Annotated in this window: 10 protein-coding genes and 1 pseudogene; 8 read left to right on the forward strand and 3 right to left on the reverse strand. The window is 56.2% G+C overall.

Going from position 1 to position 12,555, the window contains the following annotated elements; translation table 11 throughout:
* The first annotated feature begins 2 nt into the window (after positions 1 to 2).
* The 6 genes and pseudogenes from ACZ1G7_RS02300 (at position 3) to ACZ1G7_RS02325 (ending at position 7,258) form a co-directional block, all read left to right on the forward strand.
* Entirely contained in the window at positions 3 to 1,496 is a 1,494-nt protein-coding gene (locus ACZ1G7_RS02300; protein ID WP_472661988.1) for a sulfatase family protein, read from the forward strand.
* 47 nt (positions 1,497 to 1,543) lie between these two features.
* The gene (locus ACZ1G7_RS02305) at positions 1,544 to 3,259 is read left to right on the forward strand and encodes a thiamine pyrophosphate-binding protein (protein ID WP_472661989.1); all 1,716 of its coding nucleotides are present in this window, start codon (positions 1,544 to 1,546) and stop codon (positions 3,257 to 3,259) included.
* Between the two features lie 7 nt (positions 3,260 to 3,266).
* Positions 3,267 to 4,040 carry an SDR family NAD(P)-dependent oxidoreductase gene (locus tag ACZ1G7_RS02310; protein WP_472661990.1) on the forward strand — a complete coding sequence of 258 codons (774 nt, stop codon included), beginning with the start codon at positions 3,267 to 3,269 and terminating at the stop codon, positions 4,038 to 4,040.
* 34 nt (positions 4,041 to 4,074) lie between these two features.
* Positions 4,075 to 5,495: pseudogene (locus ACZ1G7_RS02315) on the forward strand (aldehyde dehydrogenase family protein).
* 11 nt (positions 5,496 to 5,506) lie between these two features.
* Positions 5,507 to 6,418: a mandelate racemase/muconate lactonizing enzyme family protein gene (locus ACZ1G7_RS02320; RefSeq protein WP_472661991.1), complete on the forward strand. Its 912-nt coding sequence runs from the start codon at positions 5,507 to 5,509 to the stop codon at positions 6,416 to 6,418.
* A 498-nt stretch (positions 6,419 to 6,916) separates the two neighbouring features.
* Entirely contained in the window at positions 6,917 to 7,258 is a 342-nt protein-coding gene (locus ACZ1G7_RS02325; RefSeq protein WP_472661993.1) for an SUMF1/EgtB/PvdO family nonheme iron enzyme, read from the forward strand.
* Here the strand turns inward: ACZ1G7_RS02325 and ACZ1G7_RS02330 are convergent.
* Positions 7,213 to 8,817 (reverse strand): GMC family oxidoreductase, encoded by a 1,605-nt coding sequence (locus tag ACZ1G7_RS02330; RefSeq protein ID WP_472661994.1) that lies wholly within the window; start codon positions 8,815 to 8,817, stop codon positions 7,213 to 7,215. The genes ACZ1G7_RS02325 and ACZ1G7_RS02330 overlap by 46 nt on opposite strands.
* A 438-nt stretch (positions 8,818 to 9,255) precedes the next feature.
* On the opposite strand from ACZ1G7_RS02330, the gene aroQ reads away from it, so the two are divergent.
* On the forward strand, positions 9,256 to 9,699 hold the full coding sequence (gene aroQ, locus ACZ1G7_RS02335; RefSeq protein WP_472661995.1) for a type II 3-dehydroquinate dehydratase: 444 nt from the start codon (positions 9,256 to 9,258) through the stop codon (positions 9,697 to 9,699).
* Positions 9,696 to 10,451: a LuxR family transcriptional regulator gene (locus ACZ1G7_RS02340; protein ID WP_472661996.1), complete on the forward strand. Its 756-nt coding sequence runs from the start codon at positions 9,696 to 9,698 to the stop codon at positions 10,449 to 10,451. The genes aroQ and ACZ1G7_RS02340 overlap by 4 nt, the downstream gene beginning before the upstream one ends.
* Positions 10,452 to 10,799: 348 nt before the next feature.
* Here the strand turns inward: ACZ1G7_RS02340 and tsf are convergent, their stop codons facing one another.
* Positions 10,800 to 11,675: a translation elongation factor Ts gene (tsf, locus tag ACZ1G7_RS02345; RefSeq protein WP_472661997.1), complete on the reverse strand. Its 876-nt coding sequence runs from the start codon at positions 11,673 to 11,675 to the stop codon at positions 10,800 to 10,802.
* Between the two features lie 80 nt (positions 11,676 to 11,755).
* Positions 11,756 to 12,553, reverse strand: coding sequence for a 30S ribosomal protein S2 (gene rpsB / locus ACZ1G7_RS02350; protein ID WP_472661999.1), 798 nt, complete (start codon positions 12,551 to 12,553; stop codon positions 11,756 to 11,758).
* Between the last annotated feature and the right edge of the window lie 2 nt (positions 12,554 to 12,555).

The raw sequence follows: 12,555 nt of genomic DNA on the forward strand, positions 1-12,555 counted from the left end.
CAATGACCAAACAACCGAACATCCTTCTGATCTACGCCGACCAGATGCGCTACGACGCCATGGGCTGCGCGGGCAATCCCGTGATCAAGACGCCGCAGATCGACCGACTGGCCAGCGAGGGCGTCCAATTTACAGAGGCCTACACTTCCTACCCTATCTGCTGCCCGTTTCGGGCCTCCGTGATGACGGGTAAATACGCCCAGAACCACGGGATGATCCAGAACCACTTCCCGCTTCGCGGAGATCAGACCTTCCTCGGCGATCTGATGAAACAGGCAGGGTATCGCACGGGCTATGTTGGCAAATGGCATCTAGAAGGCGGCCCGAAGCCCGGGTTCGTCCCGCCAGAGCGCCGCTTTGGCTGGGACCACTTCGTGGGGTTCAATCGAGGGCACGACTATATGTCGTCGATCTACTACGATGACGCAGGACAACCCTATCATTCCAAGCGATACGAGCCTGACTACCAGACGGATCAGCTTATCGACTTTATCGGTCACGCCAGCACGGCCGAGGATGGCAAACCCTGGATCGGCTATGTCAGCTATGGCCCGCCGCATTTCCCGATGGACATGCCGGACTACTTGCGCACCATCTACAAACCTGACGAAGTACCCCTGCCCCCCGGCGTGCCCAACATGGCGCTGCAGCGGCAATTCCAGCATATTCGCAATACGGTCTGGTGCGGCGGCGATTCGCGGTCGGGGCATACCAGCCACGCCCGGCAGGACACGATCCCCAAGGGCGAACCCGAGACCGAAGCCGACATTCGCGAATTCATCGCGGAGTATTACGGCATGATCCACAACATAGACTGGAACTTGGGGCGCATTCTGAATGCGCTCGATACCCAAGGCGTGGCAGAGGACACTGTGGTGATGTTCTTCAGTGATCATGGCGACATGTGCGGGCAGCACGGCCACTATTGCGGGATAAAAAACCAGGCCTATCGTGCGGCGATGCATGTCCCATTCATCGTGCGCTACCCAGAACGGTTCAAACCACAGAAATCCGCGGCATTGGTCGATGTCGGCCCCGACATGATGCCGACTATTCTTGACATCGCGGGGGTTGAAATCCCTGACGGGATAGATGGGCAAAGCTATCTATCTGTGCTGGACGGTGAGGCGGACGAGCACCGCGATACGATCTGGTATCAGGTCTTTACGCAGACCGGCGGCAATCCACATGAGTTCGCCCCATTCGGAGAACGCGGTCTGCGCACCAAAGACTGGATGTATATGCGTCATAAGGACAAGCGCGTGCTGTTGTTTGATGAGCGCGCTGATCCGGATGAACAGAACAACCTCGTCAATGATCCGGCCTACGCCAAAATGATGGACGAGTTCGACGCCCGGATCGCCGCGCATATGGAGGCCACGGGCGATGATTGGGAGATGTCCGCCAGTTTCCCGCCGCCAGATTGGATCACCCATGCGGATGCAAAAAAACACCTAGAAGAAGTTCTTCTGCCCAACGCGATAGAGGTCGCTTGAGATGACACGCTTCAGGTTACATAGGCTTGCTAACATTTGTGGCTCCGATGGCCTCAGATAATCAAACGCAAACCTTCAACGGCGGCGAGGTTATCGTCGAAATGCTGCGCCGGTTCGACGTGGAAATGATGTTCGGTCTGCCCGGCGAGCAGACCCATATTCATGACGCGATCTATCGGCGAAACGATATCCGCCATGTGCTGGTGCGGCATGAGCAAGCGGCCTCCAAAATGGCTGACAGCCATGCCCGCGCCACGGGAAAGGTCGGGGTCTGCGACGCAACCGTAGGCCCGGGCGCCACCAACCTGATCGCAGGCATTGCGGAGGCATACCTGTCCGGTGTGCCGGTCGTTGCTATCGTGTCCGACGTACGCGCCGACTGGCGCGGGCGTGACAGCTTTCAGGAGATTGACCAGATCAACGTGTTTCGACCCATCACCAAGGCGGTGTTTTCGGTCGATCACATCGAACGTGTACCGGAATTCATCCGCCGCGCTTTTCAGATCGCCACGACAGGCCGCCCCGGCCCGGTTCTGCTGAGTTGTCCAATGACAACTTTGCGCGCTAGCCATGCCTTTAGCGAAGACGACCTATTCGTTGACACCCGCTACGCCCGCTACCCCGCAAATCGCCCTGTCCCGCCCGAGGCGGACATAGATGCCGTGATTGACCTGATACTGGGCAGCGAGCGCCCAATGATATTTGCAGGCGGCGGCGTCATGGCCTCAGGCGCAATGGCGGAGGTGCAGGCACTGGCCGAAATACTCGATATGCCTGTCACGACTTCCTACATGGGCAAGGGCAGCCTGCCGGAGAACCATCCGCTGGCCCTTGGTCCATACGGCGTTCTTGGGCGTCCAGCCTCCAATGAATACATCCTCAAGGCCGATTTCGGTTTGGCGCTCGGCACCCGCTTCAACAATGTGGTGACCGCAGCCTGGCAAATCCCAGCCAAAGGCACGAAGCTGGTTCAGATCGACATCGAGCCGACGCAGATCGGTCGGACCTACCCGGTCGAGATGGCCCTGGCTGGTGACCTCAGATCAGTACTGCGGGTGATGCTGAATAAGCTGCGTGCAGACCCACGGGTCACTTCAAAAACGACACAGCGAGCTGAGGTGTCTGCCCTGACCGCCAAATGGCGTCGGGAAAAAGGGATTGAGTCAGACCTCGCCCGCGACATGACGACCAAGCCAGTGCATCCCATTCAGGTGATCCGCGCTATGCGCGAGTCGATGGCCGATGACGACGTTCTTGTCTGCGACAGTGGGTTCAACCAAATCTGGGGCGGGCAGTGCTTTGAGGTGCGCAGTTCTGGGCGGTGCTACCTTGGCCCCCGTGGTTTTGGCGTCATGGGCTATGGCACCCCTGCCGCGATATCGCGCGCCTTGACCAAACCGCAGGAAAACGTCGTGTGCCTGACCGGGGATGGCGGCTTTGCCATGGTCATTCAGGAGTTGGAGACGGCCGCGCGCAGCGGCGCGAAGCTGACCATTGTCGTGATGAACAATTCGAACATGCAATTCATCCGCGACAATCAACGCTTGTTTTTCGAGGGTCGTTATATTTCGACCGAATTCTCCGAACTTGACTATGCCGTGATCGCCCGCGGCTTTGGCTGCCATGGCATCCGCGTGGATGTCAGTGGCGATCTGGACGCAGCCTTTGCGGAAGCCAAGGCCACCCTAAAAACCACCGTGATCGACGTGCGCATTGATGATGACGCCATCCCCGAGCGCGTCAGTCTGCAATCTTTCAAATGAGGATGTCATGACAACTCTCTCAGGAAAAGTTGCGGTTATTACCGGCGGGGGGCGGGGTATTGGACGCGCCATTGCTGAGCGTTTCGCGCGCGAAGGCGCCGACATTGCGATCTGCGCGCGCACGCAAAGGGACCTCGATGATACCAAAGCGGCAGTGGAAGCGCTTGGGCGCAATTGCCTCGCAGTTGAAACCGACCTGTCGGATCACGCCAGCACCAAGGCCTTCTGCGAAGCGGTCCTGCAAAACTATGGCACCGTCGACATTCTGGTAAACAATGCTGGCGTTTATCTGGATCGCGGCAAGATCGCGGAGAGTGACCCGGACACCTGGATCGCGAACGTTGTGATCAACCTGCACGCGCCCTATCTGGTCACGCGCTACCTGTTGGAAGGCATCAATGACGGCGGCAAGATTGTCAATTTTTCAACCGGCAAGGCACTGAACCCCGGCAATGATGCATCGTCTTACCATGTGGCGAAGGCGGGACTGCATATTTTCACGGGCTGTCTGGCCAATGAGCTTTGGCCGCGTGAAATAGACGTAAACAACATCATTCCCGGACCAGTTGCGACCACAACTTTTAGTCGCGAAGACCCTGCCAACCGCAGCACACCCGAAGAGCTTTTGGAGAAATACAAAACAGAGGTTCCGAATGGCCTGCCAAGATGGGAGCGCGTCAAACACCCTGACGAGGTTGCCGATCTTGCCTTTTGGCTGGTGTCCATGCCCAAGGGCGGCCCAACCGGGCAGACGTTCTCGCTGGCCCGTCGGCCGCTTTAATACTGCGCATTTGCGCCGAAACGGAGATTGACGAATGAGCATTCACTACGATTTTGCATCTAAAGACGGGCAGGCTTACGACACCCACAACCCAGCCAACCCGGGCCACGGTATTGGCCGCTACGCAATCCCGGACGAGGCCGAGACCGCCGCAATCATCGCGCGCGCCAATGTCGCTGCCGCTGAATGGGCACGCGTGCCGGGGCTGGAACGCAGCCAGCGGTTGGACGCTTTTCTGGATGCTGTGGTGGCCCGTGCCGATGAGGTCGCCAAAGCAATCACGCTTGAGCAGGGCAAAGTGCTGGCGGAAGCCAAGGCCGAAACGCTCAAAGGCTGCGCCGAAGGGCGCTTCATGGTGGGTGAAGCCGCGCGCATGGGGGCCATACCTATTGCAACGGGCCGACCGGATTTTTCGAACCAAATTCTTCGGCGACCACGTGGCGTGATCTTCTGCATTTCGCCATGGAACTTTCCGGCCATGACCCCCCTGCGTAAGATGTGCCCGGCGATTGCGTTTGGCAACGCCGTCGTGATGAAACCGTCGCAGTTCACGCCTGCCGCTGCATTCATCTTGGCCGACATCGCGAAGGAGTTCTTCCCAGAGAATCTCTTTCAAATCGCGATGATCTCGGGACGCGCCGCCAGCAAAGTGATTTCAGAAGGCGATATTCACGGCCTCAGCTTCACCGGCTCAGTTGAGGTCGGGCGGCTGGTCTATGCCGCTGCTGCGCAAAACCTTATTCCGGTGCAATTGGAACTGGGCGGCAAGAATGCCGTGATCATCAACGACACCGATGATTTGGACAGCACGATCACACAGATCGCAGGTGCTGCGTTCCAGACCGGAGGTCAGCGCTGCACCTCGATCAGCCGCGTGCTCGTCCATAAGGACCTTGCGAAAGCCGCTGGCGAATTGCTCGCCGAAAAGGCCGACGGCATTGTGCTGGGCGACGGTATGAAAGACGGCACGCAAATGGGCCCGCTGTGCAATTTGCCCCACTGGCAAGGCGTGTGCGACAACACCGCAAAAGCAATCAGCGAGGGGCAAAGCCTCTCGCGGGTGGCGCTGCTGCTGACGGTGCAGGCCCGGACGGCGGGTATTTCTACAAGCCTACGATCCTTGGGGATGTGGCGCATGAAAGCACCGGGTCGCAGGTTGAAATTTTTGGCCCGGTTCTGTCGGTGCTGGAATATGACAACTTCGATCAGGCCATGGAGATGTTGAATGGCACGGAGTTCGGCCTGACCTCCGCGCTGTTTTCCAACAACAATGCATATGTCCAGCGCTTCCTGCGCGAAAGCCAGAACGGGATGCTGCATGTGAATCACGGAACGATCCCGGACAACAACATGCCCTTTGGCGGCGTCAAGAATTCTGGCGTTGGGGCGTATTCCGTGGGGCCTACTGCCGTGAACTTCTACACCTCTGAGCACGCCGCCTATGTGACGTGGTAGGCGTGGCCGCTGTGGAAACCGTTCTGGAAAGCAAGGAATTTAATCGCGCGCTGACCCTGGAAAAGGTCAATGTGCATCCTTTGCGCGCCGCTGGGGGCGTCAGCCCTTCCATGGCGCTGGGAACCATGCCGACGCGGCCCGCACTGCTTATTTCTGTCACCGACACTCAAGGCTGCACCGGTTGGGGCGAAGTCTGGGCCAATTTCCCCCCGCGCGCAAATATCCACAAGGCTCACTTGATCGAGGATATCGTCGCGCCGAAACTGGGCGGCGTTTCATATACCGACCCGCGCGAAGTCGATGCGCAATTACGGGCCGAGCTTTCAGTCTATTTCCTCCATATCGGCCAAGACCGCGTGTTTGAACATATCCTTGCCGGGTTGGACGCCGCACTTTGGGACCTGTCATTGCGAAGTGCCGGCAACTCCTTTGCCGAGCATTTTGGCTTGGCTCCAACGGCGCCAAGTTACGCCAGCTCGATTAATCCGTCCGACCTTGAGGCCAAATTCACCGAACATTCAGGTTATGGACAATCGGCATTCAAGCTCAAGCTCGGCTTTGGCGATGACGAGGATGTTGCCTTTGTCGAGAAAGCGTTCTCGAAGCGCCCGAAAAACGCACGTCTGATGATCGACAGCAACCAGAAATGGACACCAGAGCAAGCAACCCAAATGCTCGATCGTCTTGCGCCCTGCGATTTGCTTTTTGCTGAAGAACCGATCCCGGCCAACGCCCCACTCGCCACATGGGAGGCCCTTGCCGCTGCATCCAGCATTCCATTGGCCACAGGTGAAAACCTGTATGGCGAAGAAGCTTTTCTTGCCATGGCGGATGCGGGCGTGGCCTATCTGCAGCCCGACGTCGCCAAATGGGGGGCGTGTCCGGTGCACTCGACCTCGCGCGGCATGCCCCTGCATCGGTAAAAATCTGGCCACATTTCATGGGCACGGCCCTTGGGCAAATGGCGGCGCTTTCGATTACGGGCGCTTTGGGTTCCGGCGCTGTTTGCGAAATGGACGTAAATTCCAACCCGCTCAGATCTGAACTTTGCAGCGACAGCTTGTCCATCGCGCACGGCCAGACTGATCTTGCTAGAGAGCCTGGCCTTGTCGTCCCGCCAACCCCAGCCATGTTGACAAAATTCACTGAAGCGCACTGATACAGAGCGGGCCATCGAACCTATGAATGATATCGCCATAGGTTTTTCGATGATCGACAGGACGAAGACATGACTGCGGCTATCGTTTCGATGAGGGTGAAGCATCTCTTGTGGTGAGGAAACGAAAGCGATCTGTTGTGTGCCTATGCGTTCGTTCAGTGCGCTTGCAAAAACGCCCTTACTAGAGGGCCAATGCTCAACCCCATTTGCGACTGCGGCTATCGCGGGTGGTGTTGGTCTCAGCGGAACATCCCTGTCGCCAATGCCCGAAGATGAAGAGGCACCTCTTGGGCGAAAGCGGCTTGATCCGTTCAGGATCAGTCCAACGACCGTCACCAACGCGGAGTTTGCGGTCTTTGTCGACGCCACCGGGTACAAGACTGAGGCAGAACGCTATGCATGGTCTTTTGTTTTCTGGCTGGACGTGCCCGAAACCATCTGGCCGACGACTGCCGTGCCGGGCGGCGAGTGGTGGCACGAAGTTGATGGCGCGAAATGGGATGCTCAACCAAATGGCGGTATTGAAACTTCTCTCAGTCTAGCGCGATTCATCCCTTTTTACGTTTTACGGATCAGTGTAGCAGCCTTTTCTGCGATCATGTAGGTGGCCGCATTTGTGTTGGCGGATGTCATCTTGGGCATCACCGACGCGTCGACAACGCGCAGGCCACGGACGCCATTTACGCGCAGGTCTGGCGTCGTCACTGACAAGTCATCGCTTCCCATCCGGCATGTGCCGGAAAGGTGGTAGACGGTGCTTGCGTATTGTCTAAGCGCAGAAAGGATTTCAGCCTCAGACTGGTACTCGGCGCCCGGAATAACTTCACGGCTCCATCGTTCTCGAAACGCGGGCTGTTGGTAAATCTCTCGGACAATCTTAAGTCCCTCGGCCATGACCTTTTGATCTAATTCCGAGCTGAGATAGTTCAGAACGATGCGCGGGTCCTTGGTGGGATCATCGCTTTGAATAGAGATGTTCCCACGGCTTTCCGGATGGCATTGCCAAAAAGAGGTCGTGAAGCCCGGATAGCGATGTAGCGGTGTGCCGGGTTTGTCTACTGATAGCGGCATCACAAAGAGCTGCAGGTCGGGCCGACCCCCTTGCGCGTATTTTGAGCAAACAGCGCCACCCACCTGCCCTGCCCCAACCGTAAGCGGACCTCTTGAGCCAAATACCCATTGCAGCGCCATCTCGGCCAGTTTCAAAGGGTTGCGGATATGCCGGTTCAATGAATCCCGCCCATCAGACATTTCCACGATTGTGCGCATCTGCAGATGATCTTGAAGGTTCTCACCGACTTCCGGTGCCGCGTGCCGGACCTTGATCCCGTGCTTTGACAGAACAGCTTCCGGACCAATGCCTGAGAGCTGCAGTAATTGCGGTGACTGTACGGCGCCTGCACTTAAGATAACTTCTTCTGATGCTTGAATCACCTGTCGCTTGCCATGCTGAATGTATTCAACACCGGTCACGCGGTCGCCGTCGAAGACTAGACGCGTTACAGTTGCCCGTGTCTTGAGTGTCAAATTAGGTCGCGCCAAAGCTGGCCGCAAAAACGCCGTCGCGGCGCTTTCTCGCCAACGCCCCCTTAGTGTCAGATCATACCGCCCGACGCCGTAAGTATCTGCCCCGTTGAAGTCTTCATTCCTCGGTAATCCCCACTGCGCGGCCGCTTCCATCCAATCCCGGCAGGCGCCGTTGTCCGATCGTAATTCGGATACTTGGACCGGGCCATGTGACCCGCGAAATTGTGAGGGTAAACCTGAGAAAGTTTCCAGATTTCTAAAGTGTGGCAATACATCCTTGTAGCCCCAACCGGTTGCCCCAAGCGCTTCCCAATCGTCAAAATCAGCTTGTTGGCCACGAATGAAGATGAGGCCATTGATCGAACTCGACCCACCCAAGACGCGACCTCTGGGACAATCCATCTGGCGCCCGCCAATTCCTTCATCAGGCTCAGAACGATACAGATGTGATACATCGGAATTATAGATCGATTTGAAATACCCAACCGGCAATCGCAGCCAAAACTGCTTGTCCGATCCGCCTGCTTCGAAAACAAGCACCTTACAGGTTTCATCTTCAGTGAGCCGGCTCGCCAATGTCGCTCCTGCCGTGCCAGAACCAACGATCACATAGTTATACTCTTCGGTTCTCGACATTGTCTTCTGACCGCCTCTCAATATGTGCAGGATTACAAACACCAAGATTGCAAGCAAGGCTTCGCGGTAGTGGGAAAAATTTAGAAGGTTAAATCGAGAATGAAGGTCTTAACACGGCTATGCGAGAGAGAATTCAAGTCTTAGGGAATGTTTCAACTCGCGTCGAATTATGACGCAGTTGTCCGTCCCAGACCAAATCCAAAAATCGCCTCAAACGGAGGCTTTCAGAGCTATTGCTCAACGAAGTATTGAATTCCAAAGGAGTTCCCAAATTCAATCGCCAGTGTGTCATGGAAAGCCAAAAACCTATACAAAATGAGTAGAGATTTTGGCGCAAAGCGCGACAAGCTTATGTTTTTTGTATAAATTGTTTCAAGCTTGGCTCGACAGTTTGTGGTTTGCGGCGTAGGCTCCGCTCACCATTCAAAGAGCAAAGCCATGCCTTCCTTATTGATCCTTAACGGACCCAATCTTAATTTGCTGGGGACGCGACAGCCTGACGTTTACGGTCGCGTTACGCTGAGCGATATCGAAGTGATGTGTCGCGACTATGCCGAAGCGCGTGACGTCAGCGTTGAATTCGCTCAATCAAATCACGAAGGTGCGTTGGTGGACCTTATTCACGCGGCGCGTGGGACGCACGACGCGATTGTTATGAACGCCGGCGCTTACACGCACAGCTCTATCGCCATCATGGATGCGATTAGCGCGGTCGAGCTTCCGGTGATCGAATTGCACCTGTCAAATGTGCACGCGCGGGAGGCATTCCGCGGGCATTCCTACATGGCGAAGGTGTGTCTGGGCACGATTTGCGGGTTTGGTGCACGCGGCTACACGTTGGCAATGGACGCTGCGCTGAGCCATCTTGGGCATGACACATGATTGCTGAATACCTGCATAAGATGACGGATGCCAATTCCATCCAGGATGCGTGGGAAGTGCACACGGAACGGATGGATGAGCTGGGTTTTGACCGTTTGCTCTACGCCTATACACGTTTTGGTACCGGCTCGTCCTTGGGTGACCCGCAAGATGCGTTGGTTTTGACCAATCATGACCCTGCCTATGTTGATGAATTCGTTGGCCAAGGTATGTACGCCAAGGGGCCGATGGTGGCCTGGGCCACAGCCAATACCGGTGCGTGTTCGTGGAAGATGGTTCATGATTTGATTGCCTCGGGCACCGTTACACCGGATATGATGGAGGCCATGGCCTTCAACCAGAAAATGGATGTCGTTGCCGGCTATACGATCAGCTTTCACGAGGTTTCGTTGCGCGCCAAAGGTGCGATTGGGCTGACGGCGCGACGTGGCTTAACACAGGCTGATGTCGATGAGATTTGGTCCGAGCATGGCTCCGACATTGAGTTGGCGAACAAGATTTTGCATCTGAAAGTTGTTCAACTGCCGCATACGACCGGGCAAAGACGTCCCCTCACTGCCCGACAGCGCGAGGTGCTGGAATGGGTAGCGGATGGTAAAACCATACAGGACACAGCGACGATTATGGGGCTCAACCCGGCAACAATCGAAAAGCATTTGCGCCTTGCCCGGGAATCATTGGACGTAGACACAACGGCGCAAGCAATTTTGAAAGCCTCTTCCCAAAATCAGTTCTTCCTGATTGAGCGTTGATTTTCCAAGAGTTAACAAATGGTTAACAAATTTAGGTAAGTTTTTTCTTACCTTGTCTTTCCATAGAGTTTGCGAGAAATTGGAAGGGTTCCGTGAGTGGTGGCTTTTGCCATGGGACTTTAAGCGGGGGTTGTCAGCTTGAAATTGCAAGATGAGAACTCGCGTTCCGGTTTTCCGGATCGTCGTTCAGCGGGTTTATAGTCGGCCTGCTGAACGACAACCTTTCAACCTAAGGCCCCGCCATCCCGGCTCCCCAGCATGACCTGTCGGGGCCTGCGGTCGAAAAAGAGCGGCGCTGAGGTTTATCCCCAGCGCCGCTTGCATTTTCTAATCTTCGTGTTGGTCCGCTTAGCCTTTCAGCTGAGCTGCAACTTCCTCAGCGAAGTTTTCTTCTTTTTTCTCAATCCCCTCGCCCACTTCGAGGCGCACGAAACCAGTAATCTCAACGCCTGCTTCTTTGGCAGCTGCGCCGACGGTCAGGTCAGGATTTACAACAAAGGCTTGGTTCAGCAGTGTCACTTCGGCCATGTATTTCTTCATCCGGCCCACGATCATCTTTTCGATAACAGCTTCTGGCTTGCCGCTTTCGCGCGCGATGTCCATTTGAACCTGCTTCTCTTTTTCGACGACAGCTGGGTCAAGATCATCCTCAGACAGCGAAGCTGGGTTCACAGCAGCGACATGCATCGCGACCTGTTTGCCAAAGGCTTCGTTGGCGCCCGAGAGGCCGACCAACACGCCAATCTTGCCCATGCCATCAGTGGCAGCATTGTGGACATAGGATACAACGGTCGCGCTTTCCAACGAAGCCATGCGGCGCACCGACATGTTTTCACCGATCGTGCCCACTTTTTCCGCGACGACTTGCTCAACGGTTTTACCGCCCATATCGGAGCCCAGCAAAGCGTCATAGTCCGCAGCTGTCAGCGCAATATTGGCGATGCCGCCAACCATTTCCTGGAATTCTGCGTTTTTGCCAACGAAGTCGGTCTCGGAATTCACCTCAACGGCGACACCTTTGCCGCCGGATACGGCCACTGCCACAAGACCTTCGGCGGCAGTACGGCCGGATTTCTTCGCGGCTTTCGCCAGGCCCTTGGTACGCAGCCAATCAACGGCAGCTTCCATGTCGCCGTCGTTCTCTGTCAGCGCTTTTTTTGCGTCCATCATGCCTGCGCCGGTGCTGTCGCGCAGTTCTTTCACCATTGCAGCGGTAATCGCCATCTCATGGATCTCCTGTAAAATGTGGTTTCGGTCTCCGAAGGCCGGGTAAGACCAGCCTTCGGTAACAGTCAAATGACGGTTTATTCGGCTTCGGCTTCTTCCGCAGGAGCCTCAGCAGGTGCTTCTTCAGCAACCGCTTCTTCTACCGGAGCTTCGTCCATTGCGCCAAGATCAACGCCAGCAGCGCCCATCTGTGCCTGCATGCCGTCCAGAGCCGCACGGGCAACCAGATCGCAATACAGAGCAATCGCGCGCGACGCGTCGTCATTACCTGGGATCAAGAAGTCGATGCCGTCGGGCGAGCAGTTGGTGTCGACCACGGCAATCACCGGGATGCCCAGCTTTTTAGCTTCGGCAATGGCTAGGTCTTCTTTGTTCACATCGACCACGAAAAGCAGGTCAGGCGTGCCGCCCATTTCACGGATACCGCCCAAGGAGGCTTGAAGCTTGCCTTGGTCGCGCTCCATGCCGAGACGTTCTTTCTTGGTCAGGCCGGTGAAACCTTCTGCCATAGCCTCGTCAATCTTCTTCAGGCGAGAGATCGAGTTCGACACGGTCTTCCAGTTGGTCAGCGTTCCGCCGAGCCAACGGTGGTTCATATAGTATTGTGCGCATTTTTCAGCAGCTTCCGCGATCGGGCGTTGCGCTTGACGCTTGGTGCCCACGAACAGTACGCGACCGCCCTTTGCGGTGGTGTCGCGCACAACCTGCAATGCCTGGTCCAGCATTGGCACGGTTTGGGTGAGGTCCATGATATGGATGCCGTTCTTGGCGCCGTAGATATACGGCTCCATGCGCGGGTTCCAACGTTGGGTCTGGTGACCAAAGTGTACGCCAGCTTCCAAGAGCTGACGGAGCGAAAATTCTGGCAAAGCCATGT

The organism is Litoreibacter sp. JB4-2, assembly GCF_055693445.1.